The sequence below is a fragment of the Herbaspirillum sp. AP02 genome, assembly GCF_015767275.1.
GTDB lineage: Bacteria > Pseudomonadota > Gammaproteobacteria > Burkholderiales > Burkholderiaceae_D > Herbaspirillum.
This window is the reverse complement of record NZ_JADWMY010000008.1, coordinates 215891-239618: the sequence shown is the minus strand read 5'-3', so window position 1 is coordinate 239618 and position 23728 is coordinate 215891. Positions and strand designations below refer to the sequence as shown.

The 23728-nt window shown below is 61.3% G+C and carries 18 protein-coding genes and 1 tRNA gene; 5 read left to right on the top strand and 14 right to left on the bottom strand.

The window, feature by feature from the left end; translation table 11 throughout:
* Positions 1–7 precede the first annotated feature (7 nt).
* Complete coding sequence (xylB, locus tag I5R65_RS17220) at positions 8–1495, top strand: xylulokinase (protein WP_180669057.1); 1488 nt, start codon at positions 8–10, stop codon at positions 1493–1495.
* A 39-nt stretch (positions 1496–1534) separates the two neighbouring features.
* Here xylB and I5R65_RS17215 read toward each other — a convergent pair whose 3' ends face one another.
* The 6 genes from I5R65_RS17215 to I5R65_RS17190 all read right to left on the bottom strand — a co-directional run bounded on the left by I5R65_RS17215 (position 1535) and on the right by I5R65_RS17190 (position 8389).
* Positions 1535–2944, bottom strand: coding sequence for a DUF2130 domain-containing protein (locus tag I5R65_RS17215; RefSeq protein WP_180669056.1), 1410 nt, complete (start codon positions 2942–2944; stop codon positions 1535–1537).
* Positions 2945–2949: 5 nt separating this feature from the next.
* On the bottom strand, positions 2950–4830 hold the full coding sequence (locus I5R65_RS17210; RefSeq protein ID WP_180669055.1) for an ATP-dependent endonuclease: 1881 nt from the start codon (positions 4828–4830) through the stop codon (positions 2950–2952).
* Positions 4831–6045: 1215 nt separating this feature from the next.
* Positions 6046–6120 (bottom strand) — tRNA-Val (locus I5R65_RS17205).
* A 157-nt stretch (positions 6121–6277) separates the two neighbouring features.
* On the bottom strand, positions 6278–7012 hold the full coding sequence (dnaQ, locus tag I5R65_RS17200; protein WP_180669054.1) for a DNA polymerase III subunit epsilon: 735 nt from the start codon (positions 7010–7012) through the stop codon (positions 6278–6280).
* 71 nt (positions 7013–7083) lie between these two features.
* Positions 7084–7518, bottom strand: a complete 435-nt coding sequence (rnhA, locus tag I5R65_RS17195) for a ribonuclease HI (protein WP_180669053.1) — start codon at positions 7516–7518, stop codon at positions 7084–7086.
* A 76-nt stretch (positions 7519–7594) separates the two neighbouring features.
* A complete protein-coding gene (locus I5R65_RS17190; protein WP_180669052.1) occupies positions 7595–8389 on the bottom strand; it encodes a class I SAM-dependent methyltransferase in 795 nt (264 codons plus the stop codon).
* Positions 8390–8451: 62 nt separating this feature from the next.
* Here I5R65_RS17190 and gloB point away from each other — a divergent pair, with 62 nt between their 5' ends.
* Both gloB and I5R65_RS17180 read left to right on the top strand, forming a co-directional pair.
* A complete protein-coding gene (gene gloB / locus I5R65_RS17185; RefSeq protein WP_180669051.1) occupies positions 8452–9246 on the top strand; it encodes a hydroxyacylglutathione hydrolase in 795 nt (264 codons plus the stop codon).
* 342 nt (positions 9247–9588) lie between these two features.
* Positions 9589–11121, top strand: a complete 1533-nt coding sequence (locus I5R65_RS17180; RefSeq protein ID WP_180669050.1) for a transglycosylase SLT domain-containing protein — start codon at positions 9589–9591, stop codon at positions 11119–11121.
* Positions 11122–11279: 158 nt separating this feature from the next.
* Here I5R65_RS17180 and I5R65_RS17175 read toward each other — a convergent pair whose 3' ends face one another.
* The 4 genes from I5R65_RS17175 to I5R65_RS17160 are packed head-to-tail and all read right to left on the bottom strand — an operon-like array spanning position 11280 to position 16864.
* On the bottom strand, positions 11280–12869 hold the full coding sequence (locus tag I5R65_RS17175; protein WP_180669049.1) for an ABC transporter ATP-binding protein: 1590 nt from the start codon (positions 12867–12869) through the stop codon (positions 11280–11282).
* Positions 12866–13912, bottom strand: coding sequence for an ABC transporter permease (locus tag I5R65_RS17170; protein WP_180669048.1), 1047 nt, complete (start codon positions 13910–13912; stop codon positions 12866–12868). The genes I5R65_RS17175 and I5R65_RS17170 overlap by 4 nt, the downstream gene beginning before the upstream one ends.
* Positions 13909–14979 (bottom strand): microcin C ABC transporter permease YejB, encoded by a 1071-nt coding sequence (locus tag I5R65_RS17165; RefSeq protein WP_180669047.1) that lies wholly within the window; start codon positions 14977–14979, stop codon positions 13909–13911. The genes I5R65_RS17170 and I5R65_RS17165 overlap by 4 nt, the downstream gene beginning before the upstream one ends.
* Before the next feature lie 58 nt (positions 14980–15037).
* Complete coding sequence (locus tag I5R65_RS17160; RefSeq protein WP_180669046.1) at positions 15038–16864, bottom strand: extracellular solute-binding protein; 1827 nt, start codon at positions 16862–16864, stop codon at positions 15038–15040.
* Between the two features lie 324 nt (positions 16865–17188).
* Between I5R65_RS17160 and fabI the strand changes: the two genes are divergently transcribed.
* Positions 17189–17971 carry an enoyl-ACP reductase FabI gene (fabI, locus tag I5R65_RS17155; protein WP_180669045.1) on the top strand — a complete coding sequence of 261 codons (783 nt, stop codon included), beginning with the start codon at positions 17189–17191 and terminating at the stop codon, positions 17969–17971.
* 387 nt (positions 17972–18358) lie between these two features.
* Complete coding sequence (locus I5R65_RS17150) at positions 18359–19861, top strand: DEAD/DEAH box helicase (protein WP_180669044.1); 1503 nt, start codon at positions 18359–18361, stop codon at positions 19859–19861.
* 91 nt (positions 19862–19952) lie between these two features.
* Here the strand turns inward: I5R65_RS17150 and I5R65_RS17145 are convergent, their stop codons facing one another.
* The 4 genes from I5R65_RS17145 to I5R65_RS17130 are packed head-to-tail and all read right to left on the bottom strand — an operon-like array spanning position 19953 to position 23549.
* Complete coding sequence (locus tag I5R65_RS17145; protein WP_370460964.1) at positions 19953–20588, bottom strand: membrane integrity-associated transporter subunit PqiC; 636 nt, start codon at positions 20586–20588, stop codon at positions 19953–19955.
* On the bottom strand, positions 20588–22216 hold the full coding sequence (locus I5R65_RS17140) for an intermembrane transport protein PqiB (protein ID WP_180669042.1): 1629 nt from the start codon (positions 22214–22216) through the stop codon (positions 20588–20590). Before I5R65_RS17140 ends, I5R65_RS17145 begins: the two co-directional genes overlap by 1 nt.
* Complete coding sequence (locus I5R65_RS17135) at positions 22213–22911, bottom strand: paraquat-inducible protein A (RefSeq protein ID WP_180669041.1); 699 nt, start codon at positions 22909–22911, stop codon at positions 22213–22215. The genes I5R65_RS17140 and I5R65_RS17135 overlap by 4 nt, the downstream gene beginning before the upstream one ends.
* On the bottom strand, positions 22908–23549 hold the full coding sequence (locus I5R65_RS17130) for a paraquat-inducible protein A (RefSeq protein WP_180669040.1): 642 nt from the start codon (positions 23547–23549) through the stop codon (positions 22908–22910). The genes I5R65_RS17135 and I5R65_RS17130 overlap by 4 nt, the downstream gene beginning before the upstream one ends.
* Positions 23550–23728 lie beyond the last annotated feature (179 nt).

Sequence of the window (23728 nt, the reverse complement as noted above, 5' to 3'; positions counted from 1 at the left end):
AATTGATTTGAGCTATCTGGGCATCGACCTCGGCACTTCCGAAGTGAAGCTTGTCCTCACCGACGACGACTCCCGCGTCATCGCCATCACCGGTGCCAGGCTGCGCGTGGACAACCCGCACCCGCTGTGGTCCGAACAGGCGCCGCAATCGTGGTGGAACGCCACGCAGGACGCCATCGCCGCGCTGCGCACCGAGGCCCCGCAGGCCTTCTCGGCGCTGCGCGGCATCGGCATCTCCGGCCAGATGCATGGCGCCACCCTGCTGGACCGCAATGGCAACGTACTGCGCCCGGCCATCCTGTGGAACGACATGCGCGCCCACGCCGAGTGCGTGGAACTGGAAGCGCTGGTGCCGGATGCCGCCCTCATCACCGGCAATCGCGCCATGCCCGGTTTTACCGCGCCCAAGCTGCTGTGGCTGTCGAAGTACGAACCGGCGGTCTACCGTGCCATCGACAAGGTCTTGCTGCCCAAGGATTACCTGGGCTGGAAGTTGACCGGCGAGTTCGTCTCCGAGATGTCGGACGCGGCCGGCACGCTCTGGCTGGACGTGGCGCGGCGCGACTGGTCCGAGCGCATGCTCGCGGCGACCGGACTGGACCGCAGCCACATGCCGCGCCTGGTGGAAGGCAGCGCCGTGGCCGGCCAGCTACGCGAGGAATTGCGCCGCGAATGGGGCATCGGCGGCCCGGTGGTAGTGGCCGGCGGCGCCGGTGACAACGCCGCCAGCGCGGTGGGCATCGGCGTGATCCAGGCGGGCGATGCCTTCCTGTCGCTAGGCAGCTCGGGCGTCCTGTTTGCCGCCACGGAGCGGCACGCCCCCAACCCGCAACAGGGCGTGCACGCCTTCTGCCACTGCCTGCCAGGACAATGGCACCAGATGAGCGTGATCCTGTCAGCCGCTGCCAGCCTGCATTGGCTGTCCGGCGTGGTCGGTCGCGAGGTGGCCGAACTGGTCGCCGGCGCCGAACGCCTGAGCGTGACGCAACAGGCCCAGGCACCGATCTTCCTGCCCTATCTCAACGGCGAACGCACTCCGCACAACGATGCCAATGCCAAGGGCGTGCTGTTCGGCATGACACCGGCGCATGACAGCGCCCACCTGGCCTATGCCGTGATGGAAGGTGTGGCCTTTGCCATGGCCGATGGTTACGCAGCGCTGCAGTCGGCGGGCACCGTGTTGCAGAGCGCCGCCCTCGTTGGCGGCGGATCGCGCAGTGCGTTCTGGGGTGAATTGTGTGCCACGGCGCTGGGGATTCCCTTGCGGCGACATGCGGGGGCAGAGGTCGGCGCGGCGCTGGGGGCAGCGCGCCTGGGGAGGTTGGCGCATACGGGGGAGGATGTGGGAAGGGTCTGCGTGGCGCCTGAAGTCTTGGAGGCGTATCAGCCGGACACCACGAAACAGACCCAGACAGCCCACAGATTGCAGCAGTATCGGAATCTGTATGGATCGTTGCGGGAAGCATTTTCCACCTTCACGGCAGTGCGAACTTAGCCGTACTGCCAAGAGTCGGCGAAGATTCGCTCCGGCGCATCATTGCTCGCTATCGGAGCTATCCTTCTTGAGATCGGCAAACTTGTCAGCCATGGTCGGATTACCCCGCGTGAGCCGCTTGATCGTGACATCCTGCGCCTTGTCGTTGGCCAGGCGCAGGTTGCGGTCGGTGCCAAGCAGGGCTTCCTTGGTCTTCTGCAGGTGGTCGATGGACTTGTCGATTTCCTCTATCGCTGTCTGGAAGCGACGTGACGCCAGGTCGTAGTTCTTGGCGAAGGCGGTCTTGAAGGTATCGAGCTCGGATTCGAAGTTGGTAATGTCGATGTTCTGCGCCTTCACCAGTGCCAGCTCGGTCTTGTATTTCAAGGAATTGAGCGCGGCATTCCTGAGCAGGGTGATGATGGGAATGAAGAACTGCGGGCGGACCACGTACATCTTCGGGTAGCGATGGAAGACGTCGACGATGCCAGTGTTGTACAGCTCGCTCTCGGGTTCCAGCAGCGAGACCAGGACGGCGTATTCGCAGCCCTTTTCCTGGCGGTCCTTGTCCAGCTCCTTGAGGAAGTCCTCGTTGCGGTTCTTGGTGGCGGTACGATCGCTCTCGTTCTTCATCTCGAACATGATGGAGACGATCTCGGTACCCGCCTCGTCCGTATCGCGGAAGATGTAGTCGCCCTTGCTGCCGCTGCGGGCATCGTTGTCCTTCTCGAAGTAGGCACGCGGGAAGGCGGTGGCACGGATACGATTGAACTCGGTCTCGCAGTGCTGCTCCAGGGTTTCACCGACCATCTTGGTGGAGAGCCGCGCCTTCATGTCGCGCAGGCGCTCGATCATGTCTTCGCGGTCCTTGATCTGGGTTTCGTACTTGTCCTTCAGCGATTTCTCGGCCAGCTGCTTTTCCAGTTCGGCGCGCACCAGGCTGCTCTTGAGCTCATCCCGCTGTTTTTCCACCACGCCGACCGCTTCGTTGACGGCCAGTTTCTGGGTGATGGCGATGGATTCCATCCTGGCCTTGAGCGCCTGGATCTCGGCATCCTTTTCGCTGACGGTCTGCTGCAGTTGCTGGGCCAGGCGGGCCTCGGCCAGTTGCAGGTCGGACAGCTTTTCCTTTTTCGCCTGCTCCAGGTCATGGGCCAGCCGGTCACGTTCCTTTTCCACGTTGGCCATGGCTTCGGCCACGGCCATCTTCTGGGCGAGTTCACCGGCCTCCAGGCGGGCCTTCAATTCCTGGATTTCGGCATCACGTGCAGCGGCGGCCTTCTGCGACTCGCCCTCAGCCCGGGCGCGGGCCAGTTCGACGGCGTTGCGCTTGTCCTGCTCGGCCAGCTCCAGGCGTTCATGCAATTGCTGCTCGAAGGCATTGTCACGGACTTGCTTGAGGATGTCGGCATAACCGGCTTCGTCGATCTTGAAGGCTTTGCCGCAGTGGGGGCAGATGATGTCGTGCATAGGTTTTATTTTCCTTCCGCTTTCTCAAGTACCTTCACCAGCATTTCTGGTACATCACCCTGAGCGCGCTTGGTAGCGATTCTGTATCCGTTTTGATTTTTATCCATTTTCATACCTGTCTCAGATTCAACGCTATCTCGCGCAGCGCACCAGGCTGCCCAATTTTTTTCCAGATATGACTCAAGGTGGTCTTCAAAAATAGCAACTTTTTCCGTCACAACCTCTTTTGGAAAGTCGGACTCTTCAATATTGAAATAACGCAACAACGTTCGATTTGCAGAAACATGGGATCGACGTTCTTCCTCAATCTTCTCTTCCGACTTCCCTTTGCTCTTAGCACGTTGAGCGAAATTCGCATCAGCATCGAATAATGAATAGACCGGGACACCAAGCAAAGACAAGATCGTATGTGCTAAAGGTAGTGAAGACTTTCCGAGTACTGGGACGATTGCTGTCCCTCCAGCCTCAATAGACCCATCTGACCTACGATCACCAATACCGTGAAATACAGCTGACTCCGTCGTCCCTTCCACAAGAAAAGCACGATGGGCAAAAAGTGCTGTAGCAAGCTGATTCGCAACCATGCCATCCAACTGCTGATCAATCGTGTTTGGTTTCACGACTCCATTGAGCCTCTTCTTCACGTCACTGATTGAAGCGAAATGCATTTGAACAGAAGGGTTTTCTCCCGGCACCCTATCGAGTCTCCTGACCTGCCCAAACCGACGAGATTCAATAAAATATGGGCTGTGTGTAGCGTAAGTGACCTGAACCCGCTTAGTTGGATCTTCTGCAAGCGATCTCAAAACCCTCGAGAAAGTCTGAGCTTGAATTGGATGCTGGAACAGTTCTGGCTCTTCGATTGCAAGGCAGATTACTCCCTCAGTTGCGGCAGCACCTGATTGAGCTAATAGTTGAAGAGCTGAAATCAGAAGCGTCCGCTGGAAACCATGCCCCTGCCGTTCAACTTGTGTTTCAGTTTTTCCGTCGAGTATTGCAACCTCGAAAGTAGTTCGCGAAGCCTTTAGCTCTATCTCTGCCGGAGTCACCGCCACGGAGCGTCCTGGTGAATATCCTGCAATAACAGTATTTAGCTCTCTTGTTAGTACCTCAAGCTGCCCCTTAAATTTCTCTTCATAGACAGCCTGTTGCCTGGCGCGAGAGTCTTCAACGATCCTGGCGATATCGGAATCCGCGGCAGCTCGGTCAACAGAGCGCTCTAATATCCGCGAAATGATGCTCGACTTCGTATCTGACGATTCTTCGCTCGCCCGGAGATCTGCTGTAATTAAAACAAAATCAAACAATCCACTCATTTTCCCTTCGCTATTGAAGCCGAAAAAATTTGTTTGAAGCCCTTCTGAAGCGTCGGAGAGCATATCTATGTGCGCAGACTCCCAACTCATCATTGCCTGATCGACGGCTCCTGCTGTACCGGCGCTAGGAAGATTCAATTCCGGCTGCGCGTTCCTTAATTCAGCATACAGCGCCTTTTTTGCTCCTGCGGTGGTGGCCGCCTTTATCTTTTCAAACTCTGAAAAACCCTTAGCATTTGCAGAAATCATTTCTATGCCTTCCGGAGATCTGCTTTTCCATGCTGTAAACGTATCCGCCTCAGCGGGCGCATATTTCCCAAGGGCTTCACGGTCTTTTTTGCTCAAATCACAGAAAGTTACTCTCACCTCGATACTCCGCTGGGTATCGCCAAATGAACAGTCCGCTTCTGACAGAGTTCCTGCCTTACCATTGAAATACCAATCGAGAGCTCTAAGCACCGTCGACTTACCGACGCCGTTAGGTCCGATGAACGTCGTGACTGAGTCAAATGGAATGGTCACGTCAACCAACGTTCTGAAGTTCTTTATGCTTACGCTTTGAATTTTCATTATGGTCAACTTCAGTTTCAGAAAATAAAATCCTGAAAGTCTCGCGAGAAGATATCTGGTTGATCAGCCAGTCAAGTCGGCTGAGGCTGACTTACATACCGCGATCTATCAGCAAACATCTATTACACTTTGCGTGCGGCGGGACGACAGCAGAGTGTGATCTAACAACCGATGCGGATACTTACCATCGACGTGCGTAAGAAGTCGGGCTTCTCAGATTTTTTCCTATGTAGCTGTTAAGGCCTTGACCAGCTTTTGCTAAAGTCTGCAACTTCTCCACGTGCATCTTGCCTGGCTGATTGTGATCATATAAATAAAAACGGTGGGTTCCAGAAGCAAACTCCACCGTTATAGAATCGTCGCGTATCTCATACCGCACGACGTTCGAGTCCCCACCTAAATTTAGATATGTTTGCATGCTCTTCTCCGGCTACTTTGAATTAATTATTACGCCGCCCCGCTGAGCTCTTATACCAAACTAATTAACAGAAAATCAACGATTTGAATAAACATTCTACGTGGGAACTTTTCGTCCTTCATACGCCTGCGGACAGGTAGTTTTAGGCGAAGAGCAGATATAAAGGAAGCGCATATCGACAGAGCAGGCACCGATATCTGATGATTGACGGAGTGAGCGTGAAAATGATGAATACCGACAGTCAATATCTAAGGCGCCAAAAGCCTTATTTAAGGTCTATTGCGACACAAAATATTCTGTCATTCGGACTTGAATCGTAGGATGGCAGGTTACCAGCCACTTCGACCTGAAAGGAATTGAAGCCTGAAGAAACGGCTAAACGAAGCATCACAAGCAGTGCCTCTCTTTGGATATCGGCAGATGTCTAACTTGATTGCTTCGGGAGAACGCACATGCGAAAGCCATGTGGGCGCTATATGGAGCTTACACTTCACAACAATAAGATCAGGCGATGACTGTGCTGCCATCCATAGCCCGCCCCAATTGCTGGCATGCCCGCCCTAGCAAATCGTATTTGTGAATAAATTCAACAGCAGGCTGCACGTCGATATGTTAAGTGGGAGCAACTCAAATTTTCATCGACCGATCTAGTTTCGGAAGATATCCCGAGTCTCAGTTTTAGGCCGCATGCTTCTTGACTCGTCTCCAAACCCGCATTGCACCGACCACAGAAGGGTCGTTTAAAAATATTGAATCTGCAAAGCGAAAAGCCCGCGCAAGGCGGGCTTTTCTGAATTTGGTGGAAAGTGCAAGTTTCGAACTTGCGACCCCTGCAGTGTGAATGCAGTGCTCTACCACTGAGCTAACCTTCCATACCTGACCGGCTTTTTGCTGCAGCGCCAATCGAGAGACGAGATTATGCCAATCTTTTTCGTGGTGTGCAAGCGCCTCGTAAATAATTCTTCATTTTTACCGCCATGCAAAATCCCGTGGGCAGCCCGGCCACATTCTGTCGCCGGGCCCACCTGCTCAGGCTGCTTCCGCGGCAGCCTCGGGTGGCGGCGGTTCGAAGCGCCAGACGCAACTGCCGCGGGCTTCCTTGTCCAGCTGGTTGAGCACGTCTTCGTGCAGGCCTAGCTCTTCTTCGCTGGCGGCCAGCACGATCACTTCTGACAGCGGGGCCAGTTCCAGCTTGCCGTCACCGGTGCTGACTTCTTCCTCGGTACCCAGGTCCATGGTCAGCGAGTTCTGTCCTCGCGTCATGGAGAGATAGACCTCGGCCAGCAGCTCCGCATCCAGCAGCGCACCGTGCAGGACGCGGTGGGCGTTGGAGATGCCGTAGCGGTCACACAGCGCATCGAGCGAATTGCGGCGCCCCGGGTGCAGCTCCTTGGCCATCTGCAGCGAGTCCACCACGTCGGCGATGTGCTCCCTGAAGGGAGGCAAGCCCAGCAAGGCGAGTTCGGCATCCAGGAAGCCGACGTCGAAGGGGGCGTTGTGGATGATGATCTGGGCGCCGCGCACGTAGTCCAGGAACTCGGCGGCGATCTGCTTGAAGGTCGGCTTGTCGGCCAGGAATTCGGTGGTCAGGCCGTGGACGGCCAGCGCGCCTTCTTCGGAATCACGCTCGGGGTTGATGTAGAAGTGCAGGTTCTTGCCTGACAACTGACGGTTAAGCACCTCTACACAACCGATTTCCAGGATGCGGTTGCCGGCGCGCGGCGAGAGGCCCGTGGTTTCGGTATCGAGAATGATCTGACGCATGCTTGCTCCTGCTGGTGTTGACGCTGGTGTTGATGTTGATACGAATGAACTGAAAATCGACGGAGGGCCGTTTAACGGAGGCTGTCCACGCCACGATTGGCCAGTTGGTCGGCGCGCTCATTGCCGGCGTGGCCGTTGTGGCCGCGGACCCAGCGCCATTCCACCTGGTGCTGCTGCTGGGCGGCGTCCAGCGCCTGCCACAGGTCGGCGTTCTTGACCGGTTCCTTGCTGGCGGTCTTCCAGCCGCGCGCCTTCCAGCCGTGGATCCACTCGCTGATGCCCTTCTGCACGTACTGGCTGTCGGTATGCACCACGACCTCGCAAGGGCGCTTCAAGGCATTGAGCGCCTGGATCACCGCCATCAGCTCCATGCGGTTATTGGTGGTGTTGGGCTCGCCACCGAAGATTTCCTTTTCCTGGCCGCCGGCCACCAGCAAGGCGCCCCAGCCGCCACGACCAGGATTGCCCTTGCAGGCACCATCGGAATAAATCTCTACTTTGTCCATACTCTTCCATCTATTTGCTCGGGTGGGCGGGCCGCGATGATACCTGATCGCGCAGCCCCGGCCCGTTTTGTCGGTGTCAGTCGGTCTTGTGGATGCGGTTGGTCACCGGCACGCCACGCGGCGCCTTCAGTTTCTGCCGCTGCAGGGCCGGGCCGATCAGGCGCATGCCGGGCACGCGCTTGATCGCCTGCACGATATAGACCGCACCGAAGTAAGGCCACCAGCGGTCGCCCGCCTTTTCCATGAAGCCGAAACGGTCCAGCCACTGGGTGGTCTCGCAGGGCGGTGCGTAGCAGCCGAAGTGGCCGCGATTGACTTCCATGTTCAGCAGCTTGAGCCAGTCCTTCAGGCGCGGCAGGCGGATGAATTCGCCATCCTGCGGCAGGAAGTGCGCGCCGGTCAGGCGCCCCGCCGCCTGGCGCATGCCCCACAGGCTGCTGGGGTTGAAGCCGCAGATGATGACCTGCCCTTCCGGAATCAGCACGCGTTCCACCTCGCGCAGCACCTGGTGCGGCTCGGCGGCAAACTCCAGCACATGCGGCAGCACCACCAGGTCCAGGCTCTGGCTGGCGAAGGGCAGTTCGCCGAAGTCGGGCGTGACGACCTGCGGCACTTCCAGCTCGGATTGGCCTTCCACCGGCATGTGCTTGTCGGCCAGCCAGCGATATGGCATGCGGTTGGCCTGCAGGGCGTGGATCTGGGGAGAGCCGATCTGCACCGCATTGAAACCGAAGATGTCGGCCGTCAGGGCATTGAGATGGTGCTGCTCCCACTGCCGCAGGTAATTGCCGATGGGCGTCTGCAACCAGGTGGCCAGGTCTATAATTTCGGGATTGCCAGCATTGTGGGCATGTTCAGCCTTGTCAGCCATCTCTTCTTTCGCGCCTCATGACCCAGCCAGCCAAGCCAGCTCAAGCAGATCAGAAAACTTCATTGGACGTCCTGGCCGTACCGGCGTTCGACGACAACTACCTGTGGATCATCCACGACGGGCGCTACGCCGCCGTGGTCGATCCCGGCGATGCCACGCCCGTACTGGCCGCATTGCAGGCCGAAGGCCTGACGTTGGCCGCTATTCTACTGACTCATCATCATGCTGACCATGTCGGCGGCGTGGTCGAGCTGGCAAGGCAGGCGGTGAGCGACGACTTCCCTGTCGTTCCGGTCTATGGTCCTGCACGTGAACAATCCCGCATCAAGGGGATCACCGTCCCGCTGCACGGGAACGAACAGGTCAACATCACCGCGTTGGGCTTGCAACTGGAGGTCATCGAGGTCCCGGGTCATACCCTGGGTCACCTCGCCTACTACAGCGCCCGGCAGCAGATGCTCTTCTGTGGCGACACGCTCTTTGCCGGCGGATGTGGACGGCTGTTCGAGGGCAGCCCGCAGCAGATGCTGGATTCCCTGGGCAAACTGGCCAGCCTGCCGGCCACCACCCAGGTCTATTGCGCCCACGAGTACACCCTGTCGAACCTGAAGTTTGCCGCCGAGGTGGAACCCGGCAATGCCGAGCTGGCGGCCCGCATCGTCCGCGAGCGCGCCCGCCGCGAGCAAGGCCTGCCTACCGTGCCCAGCACCATCGGGCTGGAGCGCGAGACCAATCCCTTCCTGCGGGCGATCTCACCGGAAATCCATCAATCCCTGCAGAAGGCAGGCCGTTTGGCGCAATTGGACGAAGTTAGTAGCTTTGCGGCGCTGCGCGAATGGAAAAATACCTACAGATAGACCGACGTTGGGGGAAAATTAGGGCGCAATTCCCTGCAAATCAAGGACTTGGCTTTGTAACAGGCGCCAATTTTTACTTGACTGCGAAAAAGGGTCTTCCGTACACTCCTCCAATTCCCCAATGTGGGCACCAGCGTTTTTACGATTTTTTACGAACCGGTGTCCGCCCTGCACCACGCCGGGGAAACTCGCAGCTTCCGACCTTGCATTACCGTCAACCTGCACGCGACCGTGATCGGACTGATCCGGACCCCGCCGGCAGGAGGTGTCGAGCTTCAATCACAGCTCTGCAACGGAAGCGCCGCACGCAAACTTTTGCCTCTGGCACAGGATATCGCCCACATGCAGCGTACTTTGAAACAACTTGCCATTGCCGCCCTGTTCTGCGCTGGCACCCCGCTGCTCTCCTACGCCAACGATATCTCGATCTACCCCGCTCCCTTCAATGCGATCAATCCCGAACTGGCCGGCAATGCCCTGCCTGGGATGAACGACATCGACATCTGGACACGCATCCGCAAGGGCTTCGGGATTCCTGATCTGGACAATGCGCTGGTGGAGAGCCAGACCCAGTGGTACAGCTCCCGTCCCGACTACATCCAGCGCACCACGGTGCGCGCTTCGCGCTACCTGTTCCACGTGGTGCAGGAGCTGGAAAAGCGCGGCATGCCGACCGAACTGGCGCTGCTGCCCTTCATCGAATCGGCCTTCAATCCGGAGGCGCTGTCCACTGCCAAGGCCGCCGGCATGTGGCAGTTCATCCCCTCCACCGGGCGTGACTACAACCTCAAGCAGAACATGTTCACCGACGAGCGCCGCGATGTGCTGGCCTCGACCGATGCGGCGCTGACCTACCTGCAGAAGCTCTACGGCATGTTCGGCGACTGGCAGCTGGCCCTGGCGGCCTACAACTGGGGCGAAGGCTCGGTGCAGCGTGCCGTGAACCGCAACCTGGCCGCCGGCCTGCCGATCGACTTCAACACCCTGTCGGCGCAGATGCCCAACGAGACCCGCAACTACGTACCCAAGCTGCAGGCGGTCAAGAACATCATCGCCAACCCGGCCAGCTACGACATCGCCCTGCCCAAGGTCGACAACCAGCCCTACTTCGTCACCATCGGCAAGACCCGCAACATCGACGTCAAGGTTGCAGCGCAACTGGCCGAACTGTCGCTGGATGAATTCAAGGCGCTCAATCCGCAGTTCAACCGCCCGGTGATCATCGGCGGCGAAGACACCAAGATCCTGCTGCCCGAAAACAATGCCGAGAAGTTCAAGGCCAACATGTCCAAGTGGACACAGGCCTTCTCGACCTGGACCGCCCACACCGTCTCCAGCGCCCGCGAGCGTATCGAGACCATCGCCAGCAAGTTCGGCACGACCCCCGAAGTGATCCGCAGCGTCAACCAGATTCCGCCGCGCATGGTCCTGAAGGCTGGCTCCACCATCCTGGTGCCCAAGACCGAGGAAACCGCCGCGCTCGATACCGACCTGACCCCTGAAATCGCCGACAACGCCCGCCTGGCCATTGCCCCGGACGCGCCGGAAACCCGCCGCATCTACGTCAAGGCCGGCAAGCGCGACACCCTGGCCGGCATCGCCGGTCGCTATCGTGTGAGCGTGGCGCAGATCAAGGAATGGAATGGGCTGAAGCGCGATACGCTGGCCGCCGGCCAGAGCCTGCAGTTGCAGGTTCCCAATGCGGCCGCGCATGCTGCGCCTGCACGTGTGGCCGCCAATCATCGCGCCGCACCGGCGCGGCGTCAGGTGGCAGCCGCCAAGGCGCCAGTCCGTAAGGTAGCGCCAGCGCCGGCCCGCAAGGTGGCCGGCAAGCCACTGACCCTGGCCTCGGGCAACGGCGCACGCAAGCAATGATCCGGAAGATGCCGGAGGAGACCCGGGTGGCTTGACCACCCATTACAAAAAAATCGCGCCTCAAGCACGAGAAAAGAAAAACAACTGCAGTCTGCATGGACCCGAAGCCCCGGAGCTGATCCGGACTTCGGGTTTTCTTTTTTGGCGTTGCCGCCGCGTCAGCCCGCCGTTTCGGCGTAGGTGGCCGCCGCCACCAGGCGACGCGTGTATTCCTGTTGCGGTTGCTGCAGGACCTGCGCCGTGGCGCCGCTTTCGACGACTTTGCCGTCCTTCATCACAATCACCTGATGCGCCATCGCCTGCACCACCGCCAGGTCGTGGGTGATGAAGAGATAGGCCAGGCCATGCCGGCGCTGCAGGTCGGCAAGCAGCTGCAGTACCTGCTGCTGCACGGTCACGTCCAGCGCCGAGGTCGGCTCGTCCAGCAGCAGCAGTTCCGGCTGCAGCACCAGTGCGCGGGCAATGGCGATGCGCTGGCGCTGGCCACCGGAGAATTCGTGGGGATACCGTTCCAGCACGGCCGCCGTCAGCCCTACCTCTTCCAGCGCGGCGACGATCGCCTGGCGCTGCTGTTCGAGGCTCTGACCGGGATGGTGCAGGGCCAGGCCTTCGCCGACGATCTGCTCCACCGTACGACGTGGCGAGAGTGAAGCGAACGGGTCCTGGAACACCACCTGCATGCGCGCGCGCAGAGGCCGCAGGTCGCGACTGCTTCGCTCCGAAATCGGCACGCCGTCAAAGCGGATGCTGCCCGCCACGCTGGCCGACGACAGTCGCAGCAGGGCCATGCCCAGCGTGGACTTGCCGGAACCCGATTCGCCGACGATGCCGAGGGTCTCGCCGCGCCGCAATTGCAGGTCAATGCCATCGACCGCATGGAAGGCGCGCTTGGCGAACCAGCCCTGCTTGATCTGGTAGGTGCAGCGCAATTTCTCGGCCTGCAACACCACCGGCGCGTCCCCGGGGACATCGGCGGCATTGCGCTGCGGCCGGCTTTGCAGCAGCTTGCGCGTGTACGGTTGCTGGGGGTTGGCGAACAGTTCGGGCACGCTGGCACTTTCCACCAGCTTGCCTTTCTCCATCACGCCCACGCGGTCGGCGAAATGGCGTACCAGGTTCAGGTCGTGCGAGATGATGAGCACGGCCATGTTCTCCTCACGCTGCAACTGGTTCAGCAAGGCCAGGATCTGCACCTGGATGGTCACGTCCAGGGCCGTGGTCGGCTCATCGGCAATGAGCAGCTTGGGCTTGCAGGCCAGGGCCATGGCGATCATGGCGCGCTGACGCTGGCCACCTGACAGCTCATGCGGGTAGGACAGCGCCCGGCGCGCCGGCTCGGGGATGCCGGTCTTTTCCAGCAAGGCTACGGCACGCCGGGCGGCCTCGCGGGCGTCGATGGCTTCGTGATGCATCAACACCTCGGCGATCTGGTTGCCAATGGTGAAGAGCGGGTTCAGGGCCGTCATCGGCTCCTGGAAGATCATCGCCACGTCGTTGCCACGCACCTGCTGCATCTGGCGCTCGCTCTTCTGCAGCACGTCCTGGCCGTCGAGCAGGATGCTGCCCTCATAGCGCGCGTCCTGGTTCAGTTGCAGCACCGCCAGCGAGGAGACGGTCTTGCCCGACCCGGACTCCCCCACCAGCGCGAACTTCTCGCCAGGGGCAATGGAAAAACTGACGCGGTCCACCACCACGGTGTCGCCGAAGCGCACCGTCAGGTCCTTCACTTCCAGCAGGGGGCCGCTCATGCCTTCCTCCGCACATCCAGGGCATTGCGCAGGGCATTGCCGATATTGGTCAGCAGCAGCAGGGTCACGGTCAGCACCACGAAGGTGGACAGCGCGATCCACCACGCATCGAGATTGTTCTTGCCCTGCGCCAGCAGCTCGCCCAGGCTGGGTGTGGAGGGCGGCACGCCCAGGCCGAGGAAGTCCAGGCTGGTCAGCGCCAGGATGGCCGCACTCATGCGGAAGGGCAGGAAGGTCACCACCGTGGTCATGCTATTGGGCAGGACGTGCCGCCAGATGATCAAGCGGTCCGGCAAGCCCAGGGCGCGGGCAGCTTGCACGTATTCGAGATTGCGGTTGCGCAGGAAATCGGCGCGCACGTAATCCGACAGGCTCATCCAGCCAAACAGCGACAGCAACACCAGCAGCAGTCCCAGGCTGGGCTGGAAGATCGAGGAAAAGATGATCAGCAGGTAGAGCTCCGGCATGGAGCCCCAGATTTCCAGCAGGCGCTGGGTGACCAGGTCGGTGCGGCCGGCGAAGTAGCCCTGCACGGCACCTGCGGCCACGCCCAGCACCACGCCGATGAAGGTCAGTGCCATGCCGAACAATACCGAGACACGGAAGCCGTAGAGCAGTCGGGCAAACACATCGCGACCGCGATCATCGGTGCCCAGCCAGTTCTCGCCCGAAGGCTCGGCCGGGTTGGGCTGCTTTGCGAAGTAGTTCAGCGTGTTGTAGCTGTAGCGGTTGGGCGGGTAGATGACCCAATTGCCGTCCTTGTGGAATTGCTGCTCGATGAAGGGATCGAGATAGTCGGCCGGTGAATCGAAATCGCCCCCGAAGCTTTTGTCCGAATAATCCTGCAGCATCGGGAACATCAGCTTGCCCTGGTAGCTGGCTAGCAGCGGCTTGTCGTTGGAGATCAGCTCCGCGCCCAGGCTCAGCACGAACAGGATGGAAAACAGCACCAGGCTCCAGTAACCGGTACGGTCGGCGCAAAAGCGCAGCCAGATGCGACGGCTGGGCGAGATGGACGGGGCCAAGGATGGGGTCATGCTCATTTCGCCAGGCTTTCGAATTGGACGCGCGGGTCGGCCCACACATAGCAGAGGTCACCCAGCAACTTCACCACAAGACCGATGAGGGTGAAAAGATAGAGCGTGCCCATCACCACCGGATAGTCGCGCCGGATCGCCGATTCATAGGCCAGCAGACCCATGCCGTCCAGCGAGAACAGGGTCTCGATCAACAGGCTGCCGGCGAAGAAGGACGCAATGAAGGCCGAGGGAAAACCGGTCACCAGCGGGATCAGGGCATTGCGGAAGACGTGCTTGTAGAGCACCTTGCGCTCGGACAGCCCCTTGGCGCGCGCGGTCAGGACGTACTGCTTGCGGATTTCTTCGAGGAAGGTGTTGCGGGTCAGCATGGTGATGATCGCAAAGGCGCCGATCACCGAGGCCGCTACCGGCAGCGTGATATGCCAGAGATAGTCGGTGATCTTGCCCACCAGCGACAGGCTGGCCCAGTTGTCCGAGGTCAGCCCCCGCAGCGGGAACCATTGCACGAAGCTACCACCGGCGAACACCACCAGCAGGAACACCCCCAGCACGAAACCGGGGATGGAATAGCCGACCAGCACCAGGCCGGTGGTGGCGACATCGAACCGGCTACCCTCGCGCACCGCCTTGGCGATGCCCAGCGGCACCGAGATCAGGTAGCTCAGGAAGAAGGTCCACAGGCCGATGCTGATGGACACCGGCAGTTTGGATTTGACCAAGGTCCAGACATCGCCATGGTGGTAGAAGCTCTTGCCCAGGTCGAAGGTGAGGAAGCCCTTGAGCATGCTCCAGAAGCGCTCCACCGGGGGCTTGTCGAAGCCGTAGAGTTTCTTGATTTCCTCGATGCGTTGTTCGTCGATGCCCTGCCGGCCGCGATAGGCCGAGGCCCCGCTGGCGGCGCCACCGCCGGAGGCTTCACCGCCGCCGCCGCGCCCTTTCATCTCCAGCATGGCCTGTTCCACCGGGCCGCCCGGTACGAACTGGATCACGGCAAAGGTGATGGCGACCACGCCGAAGAGCGTAGGGATCATCAACAGCACCCGCTTCAAAATGTAGGACCAGATATTCATGACTGCAGGCATCCTCGTTCAAGACCGGCCTGGCCGGACATCGTTGCGTGCTTCATCTTCAACGCCCCTTCTCTTCCCACCAGGTGCTGATCACATAGGGATCGGCCTGGTAATACAGCGGTGCTACCTGCGGGATGCCGAAGCGGTTCTGGTAGGCGATACGGTGGGTGGACGAATACCAGTGCGGCACCACGATGTACTTGTGCAGCAGCACCCGGTCCAGCGCCCGCGCTGCAGCGGTCAGCCGGACCCGGGTATCGGCCGCCACCACGGCCTGCACCAGCTGGTCCACCACCGGGTCCTTCAGGCCCCAGGCGTTGTTGGAACCTTTTTCATCAGCGGCCTTGGAGCCGAACATGTCGAACAGTTCATTGCCCGGACTGCTGGTATCGGGAAAGCGAATGCTGGTCATGTCGAAGTCGAAATCTTCCATGCGCTTGGCCACCAGCGCGTAGTCGGCGCTGCGCTGGACCACATCGATGCCCAGCGTGCGCAGGTTGCGCGCAAACACGCTGATGACGCGCGACATGGAACTCTGGTCATCCAGGATCTCGAAGGACAGCGCCACGCCCTGGGCATTGCGTACCGCGCCATCGCGATAGACCCAGCCGGCCTGGGCCAGCAGTTCGCGGGCCTGGCGCAGGTTGGCGCGCAGCGAGGCGGGCGGATTGGTCGAGGGCGGGATGGGTGCCGGGCCGAACACCGCCGGATCGATCTTCAGGCCCTTGGCCTGCAGCGACCTCAGCAAGGCCAGCTCGTCGCCCTGCGGCTCGCCGGTCGCGGCCAGCTGGCTGTTGTTGAAGAAGGAGTAGATGCGGGTGTACTGGCCGTAGAACAGCTGGCGGTTCATCCATTCATAGTCCAGCGCCAGCCCGATGGCCTGGCGCACGCGCACATCCTTGAACTGGTCGCGCCGCAGGTTCATCACGAAACCCTGCATGCCGGCACCATTGGAATGCTTGAACTCCTTCTTGATGATGCGACCGTCGCGGAACTGCGGGCCGGTATAGCTGCGCGCCCAGTTCTTGGCGCTGTATTCCACCACCACGTCGAACTCGCCGGCCTTGAAGGCTTCCAGGCGTGCCAGGTCATCCTTGTAGAAACGGTAGACGATGCGCTCGAAGTTGAACATGCCGCGCCGGGCCGGCACCTCCTTGCCCCAGTAGTCGGGATTGCGGCGGTAGGTGATGCTGCGGCCGGTGTCGTAGCTCTCGATCACGTAAGGGCCGGTGCTGATGGGCGGGGTCAGCTGGATCTGGTCGAAGGGGGTGCCCTGCGCCCATTTTTTGGAGAACACCGGCACGCTGCCCACGATCAACGGCAATTCATGGTTGCTGCTGGCGAAGTCGAAGCGCACCGTCGCCGCATCGACCACTACACAATCCTTCACATCGGCAAAGACCGATTTGAATTGCGGCGCCCCCTTGGCCAGGATGGTGTCGTAGGAATACTTCACATCCTCGGCCGTGACCTTGTCGCCATTGTTGAAGCGCGCCTTGGGATTCAAGTGGAAGGTCATGGACATGCGGTCCGGCGCCAGCTTCATGTCGTCGGCCAGCAAGCCGTAGACGGTCGCGACCTCGTCGGCGGAGGACACGGCCAGGGTCTCGAACATCAGTTGGTCCAGCCCGGCGGCGGCCACACCCTTCAGGGACAAGGGATTGAACTTGTCGAAGCTGGTGCGGCGGTCGGGGTTGGCCAGATAGAGCGTGCCGCGGCGTGGCGCGTCTGCATTGACGTAGTCGAAATGGGTGAAGCCGGCCGGATACTTGGGCGTGTCGTACAGCGAAAAGGCATGCTCGGCGTGGGCTGGAGCGGCGTAAGCCAGCGTGGCGGCCAGCAGGGAGGAAAGGAAAATCCGGGATGTCTTCAGGGGCTTGACCATGCGGTTGTCTGTCTGCGCTGTCGCGGGCGTTGATATCTGGGGGCAGGCAAGTCCCGTGCCCACCGGCCTGGAAACGATTTTGTTCCGGGGCATTGTAAATAGAGGAACGATTACAGGGAAGCAATTAAAACGACTAAGCTCAGCAGACTCCTGCGCTCCTGGCCAGTGGGCAGAGGTTGCCGCGCCTGCCGCAAGCCCCTACAATCCGGGTCTGTTCCAGCGCGGTGGCCGCACGATGCGACCGTCGCCATCACCATCGGCCGCCCCGCGCGCCCGCCTGCCAGGCGGCCCTACGCAGGACGCGGCGGACCATACGGAGTCATCATGGCATTTCTGCAAGGCAAAAAAATTCTGATCACCGGCTTGCTGTCCAACCGTTCCATCGCCTACGGCATCGCCCAGGCGTGCAAGCGCGAAGGCGCCGAACTGGCCTTCACCTACGTCGGTGAGCGCTTCAAGGACCGCATCACCAAGTTCGCCGAAGAGTTCGACAGCAAGCTGATCTTCGATTGCGACGTCGGCAGCGATGAGCAGATCAATGCCTTGTTCGCCGACCTGGGCAAGTCCTGGAGCCAGCTCGACGGTTTGGTGCATGCCATCGGCTTCGCCCCGGCCGACGCCATTGCCGGCGACTTCCTGGAAGGCTTCTCGCGCGAAGGCTTCAAGATCGCCCACGACATTTCGGCGTACAGCTTCCCGGCCATGGCCAAGGCCGCCATGCCGCTGCTCTCGCCCAACGCCGCCCTGCTGACCCTGACCTACCTGGGTTCGGAGCGCGTGGTCCCCAACTACAACACCATGGGCCTGGCCAAGGCCTCGCTGGAAGCGTCGGTGCGCTACCTGGCCGAATCGCTCGGCCCCAAGGGCGTGCGCGTCAACGGCGTCTCGGCCGGCCCGATCAAGACCCTGGCCGCCAGCGGCATCAAGGGCTTCGGCAAGATCCTGGGCGCCGTCGCCGCCACGGCCCCGCTGCGCCGCAACGTGACCATCGAAGATGTCGGCAATGCCTCGGCCTTCCTGCTCTCCGACCTGGCCTCGGGCATTACCGGTGAAATCACCTACGTGGACGGCGGCTTTTCCCGCGTAGTTGGCGGAATGGCGGAATAAGCAAGCCACCTCCGCAAATAAAAGACAGTTATCGAAATCCTTTGGTGCTAATTTCGATGTTTTACTGTATGATTCGCTTGTGCATCGCAATAACCGATGTACAGGCGAATCGGACGTGAACCCTGGCCTCCAGGATTTCCAGCCAGATTCGCCCAAGCAGCTTCGCAAGCCTTACCTGTCATAACGACAAGTTCCCCGTAAAAGCCCCCCGCCCCTGGCATCCCTTGATGATGCCGTCCCGGCGCAAAGCTTTTGTGCCGAAATTTCTTTGTATTTTTCATAGTCATTTCGTCGGTTGGCGTTGCTTTTTTTCGTTCAGGCACTCGATGCCCGGCGCGCTTGCGTGCGCCCGTCTCGTGCTTGGCGTTCACTTTCACGAAAGAGATTATGACTTTTGAAGCACTCGGCCTGAACCCTTCGATCATCAAAGCCCTGACCGAAGCAGGCTACACCACCCCGACCCCGGTCCAGGAAAAAGCCATCCCCGCCGCCATCAGCGGCCAGGATCTGCTGGTGTCCTCGCAGACCGGTTCGGGCAAGACCGCCGCTTTCATGCTGCCTTCGCTGCACCAGCTGGCAGACCTGCCGCAGGCGCCGCAAGCCGCCCGTACCCCTAACCAGGACCGCCAGGCCACCCGTGCTCGTGGCGAGCGTCCGCGTTTCCAGCCGGCACAGCCGAAGATGCTGGTGCTGACCCCCACCCGCGAACTGGCCCTGCAAGTGACCACCGCCACCGACAAGTACGGCTCCTACATGCGCCGTGTGCGCGTGGTGTCGATCCTGGGTGGCATGCCCTACCCGAAGCAGATGCAACTGCTGTCGCGCAATCCTGAAATCCTGGTCGCCACCCCGGGTCGTCTGATCGACCACATGGAATCCGGCAAGATCGATTTCTCGCAACTGCAGATCCTGGTGCTGGACGAAGCCGACCGCATGCTGGACATGGGCTTCATCGACGACATCGAAAAGATCGTCGCCGCCACCCCGGCCACGCGCCAGACCATGCTGTTCTCGGCCACGCTGGACGGCGTCGTCGGCAACATGGCCAAGCGCATCACCAACAACCCGCTGACCATCCAGATCGCCAGCTCGTCGACCCGTCATGAAAACATCATGCAGCGCGTGCACTTCGTGGATGACCTGTCGCACAAGAATCGCCTGCTGGACCACCTGCTGCGTGACACCAGCATCGACCAGGCCGTGATCTTCACCGCCACCAAGCGTGACGCCGACACCATCGCCGACCGCCTGAACATCGCCGGTTTCGCTGCCGCCGCACTGCATGGCGACATGCACCAGGGCGCTCGCAACCGCACCCTGAACAGCCTGCGTCGCGGTCAGGTGCGCATGCTGGTGGCCACCGACGTGGCCGCCCGCGGCATCGACGTGCCGGCCATCACCCACGTCTTCAACTACGACCTGCCCAAGTTCGCCGAAGACTACGTGCACCGCATTGGCCGTACCGGCCGTGCCGGCCGCAACGGTGTGGCCATCTCGCTGGTGAACCATGCCGAAGGCATGCAGGTCAAGCGTATCGAGCGCTTCACCAAGCAGACCATTCCGGTCGACGTGGTCGAAGGTTTCGAACCGAAGAAGTCGGCTGCTCCGCGCAGCCCGCGCAAGCCGGGTGGCTGGCGTCCGGGCGATGGCCGCAGCAACAGCGGCCCGCGCTTCGGCGCTGGCAACCGTGAAGGCGGTGGCCAACGCGAAGGTGGTTTCGGCGGCAATCGTGAAGGCGGCTTCGGTGGCAATCGCGAAGGTCGCAGCTTCGGCGGCGCCAAGCCGGCCGGCGGTCCGCGTCGCGAAGGCGGTGCTGGCGGCGGCTACAAGGGCAACAACGGTGGCGGCTTCCGCGCCGACGGCCCGCGTCGCTCCTACGGTGATCGTTGATCGCTACTGATCGCTGACCGGTCTTGAGATGTTGAAAAGCCGCTTCCGAGGAAGCGGCTTTTTCTTGGGCGCTCGATTGATCCGGGCGATCTCACCCCGAACACTGCCCACCCTGCCCCGACTGCAAAGCGCGTACGCCATCGGCAATCGCCTGCGCTGCCTGCGCGACGGCCTTCTGGGTGGCGGCGACCACGTCGGCATTGGCGCCACCGCTGACCGGCTCCACGACCGTCAGCCGACAGGCGCTGCTGCGGCGGTCGTCGGAGCGGGTGATGGTCCAGCCGAAGGCGGCCTGGACGCGTCCACCGCGGGCGGCATCGAAGTCGCGTAGCTCGACATTGATCCGATAGCTGGCCTGGTCAGCCGGGCGACCGCCCCGCGAGACGTCGATGGCGCCCAGGCGCGCGGCCACGCCGGCGGCCAGGGCATCGCGCAACTCATTGTTGAAGGGCGAGGACCAGCGGTCCTGCTCCAGCACCTCCAGTCGGGTAGCATCGCTGCGCACCACCAGTTGCGGACGGGCCAGGCGGTCGGGTACCGCCACCGGCATCACCTCAATAAATGTCTGTGACCCCTGGCTGGCGGTGTGCGCCGCCGGCTCGGTATCGGCCGAGCTGGCCAGGGTGTAGAACGTCGTTGACGGCGAACTGCCGCAAGCGGCCAGCAATGACGCCGCCAGGGCGACGGCGGCCAGGGTCTTGGGAGAGAAGCTGTTCCTGTTGTGCATCATGGCTCCTGTTTGCCCCGGATCAGCGATTCCGGATGCTGTTGCAGGTAATCGGTCAATACGCGGATCGAAGCTGCGGCCTTGGACAGTTCCTGCATGGTCTGGCGGATGTCCTGCTGCAGGGGTGCATCGTCGGACAAGGTGCGCTCGGCCGCATTGAGGGTCTTGCGGGCATCCTTCATCGCCGCCTGCATCTCGGGCGCGATGTCGTTGTTGATGCGCGCAGCGGTCTGCTCGGCCGTGGACAAGGTCTTGTTCAAGGTCTTCAAGGTGGTCTGCAGATCGCGACCGATCTCGTCGAACGGTACCTTGGAAAGCTTGCCGGCGATATCCGAGAGCTGCTGCTGCAATGCGTCCAGGCTGCCCGGGATGGTCGGCAATTCCAGCGGCACCTTGTCCGGATCGATCTGCGCCGGCTTGGCCTTGGGGAAGAAGTCGATCGCCACGTACAGCTGGCCGGTCAGGAGGTTGCCGTTGCGCAGCTGGGCGCGCAGGCCACGCTTGACCAGCAGGCGCAGCAGTTGCGCATTGGAGCGACGCTCCTCGCCGGTCTCTTCGTGGAAGCGACGACCGAGGCGATCCGGATAGATCTGCACCAGCACCGGCATGCGGAATTCGCGGCGCTCACGGTCGTACTCGACCCCGATGCTCTTGACCTCGCCCAGCACCACGCCACGGAAGTCGACGGTCGCACCCGGCTGCAGGCCACGCAGGGACTGGTCGAAATACAGCAGCGCCGTCTGCGGCACGCCATCCGGCTCCTTCATGGCGGCGCTTTCGTCTTCCACCAGCGGATATTCGGAACCCTCCTTGGCCGGCGCGCTGACGTGATCTTCATCCCGGTCGCGGAAGGCAATTCCCCCCAGCACTACCGTCGACAGCGCCTGGGTATGCAGCTTGAAGCCGCTGGCATTGAGTTCCATGTTGAAACCGCTGGCATGCCAGAAGCGCGACGCCTGGGTGACGAACTTGTCGTAGGGAGCATTGACGAAGATGCGCAGGGTCACGCCACGTCCATCGGAATCGAGGTCATAGGCCACCACCTGGCCGACCTTGATGCGCCGGTAGAAGATGGGCGAACCGATATCGAGCGAGCCCAGGTCGTCCGTATGCAGGACGAACTGGCGGCCCGAGGCATCCCGCGTAACGATAGGCGGCTGCTCCAGCCCGACGAATTCCTTCTTGGTCTCTTCCGAGACGCCGGCATCGGCACCGATATAGGCGCCCGAGAGCAAGGTACCCAGGCCCGAGATGCCCGAGGCGGCGATGCGCGGGCGCACCACCCAGAAACGCGTGTCTTCGGCATTGAAGCCGGAGGCTTCCTGATTGAGCTGGATGCCCACCAGCACGTGCGAGCGGTCAGCAGCCAGCTTCAGGGTCTGCACCTGGCCGATTTCCACGTCCTTGTACTTGACCTTGGTCTTGCCGGCCTCGAGGCCCTCGGCCGAACGGAAGCTGACCGTGACCACCGGGCCACGTTCGACCAGGATCTTGGCTACCAGCGTGAGCCCGACGATGGCCGCGATGATGGGAATGAGCCAGACCAGCGAGGGCAGCCAGTTGCGCTGGCGCGTGCGCCGGGGTTGCAGCAGCGCCGGTTTGTCCTGGGGGGTGTCAGGTGGGGTCATGCGGGTTCCTGTTTCTTGTTGACAGTTGAAATCGGGGTGGCATCGTCCCAGATCAGGCGCGGATCGAAGGAGAGCGAGGCCAGCATGGTCAGCACCACCACCGCACCAAAGGCGGCAATGCCGATGCCGGCATGGACGTTGGCGAAACCGTGGATCTTGACCAGCCCGGTCAGCACCGAGACCACGAATACGTCCAGCATGGACCAGCGTCCGATGGCTTCGACCAGGCGATACAGCTTGGCCCGTTGCAGCCGCTGCCAGCGGCTGCGGCGGCGCGCCGAGATGACCAGGATGCCCAGCGCCACCAGCTTGAACAGCGGCACCAGGAAGCTGGCCACGAAGACCACCAGCGCCAGCCCCCATTCACCCGAGGTCCAGAAATAGATGACGCCGGAGAGGATGGTGTCGCGCTGTTCATCCAGCAGGGTGCTGGTGACCATCACCGGCATCAGGTTGGCCGGGATGTACATGATGCAGGCCGCGATCAGCAGCGCCCAGGTACGCGTGAGACTGTCGATCTTGCGCACGTGCAGCGGCGCGTGACACACGCCGCAAGACTCGTGCTCGGTAGCGCCTTGCCACACCGTGCCGCAGTGGTGGCAGCCGATCACGCCCTGCGAAGCGGCGTCCGCCACCTGCAGGTCTTCATCTTCCTCCAGGGCGGCGCTGGCTGGTTGATGGGCGACGCGGCTCATGCACCTGCTCCGTGGTCACCGAACTGCTCGGCCTGCTGCTGCTCCCACAGATGCCACAGATAGCGCGGATTGAACGACACCACCACCGTCAGTAAAACCGTCAGGCCACCGAAGGACCACAACGCCGGGCCGGGAATCACCTCGGCCATGTTGGACAGCTTGATCAGCGCCACCAGGATGCCCAGCATGAAGACCTCGATCATGCCCCAGGGCCGCGCCGCCTGCATCAACCGCAGCAGCAGCACGAAACCGGGCGGCCGGGTAGCACGCGCCGCCGGCAGCAACAGGTAAAGCAGCACCCCCAGCTGGATCAGTGGAAACAGCAGGGTCGTGGCCAGCACCAGCAGCGCCACCTCCGACATGCCATCGCGGGTGAGCGCAAGCACCGCGCCGATCAGGGTAGTCTGGCTGGACAACCCCTGCAGCTCGATGGTCACGATGGGAAAGACATTGGCGATCACGAACAGGATCAGCGCACCCAGCGTCAGCGGCAGCAGGTGCTGCAGGCGCTTGCCGGTATCGCGCTCAAGCTCGGCGCCGCAGCGCAGGCAACGGGCGATCTCGCCCTCATCCAGCGGCGTGCGCTGGTAGACGGCGTCGCATTCTTCGCAAACGATCAGGTCCGGGCGTTTCTGCATGGATGAGCAATATCCCGCGGGCGGGTGCTGTTGTTATGGTTTCTGCAAAGACAACTGAAGGACATAGTGGCGCCATTGCAGGGCTTGCGTTGGAGCGCAATCAGGCAGCGGCGTTCCATCCGCGCCACGGTTTGCGACCTCCGTGCGAAAAATAAATGACCCAAAAGTTATTTACCAGA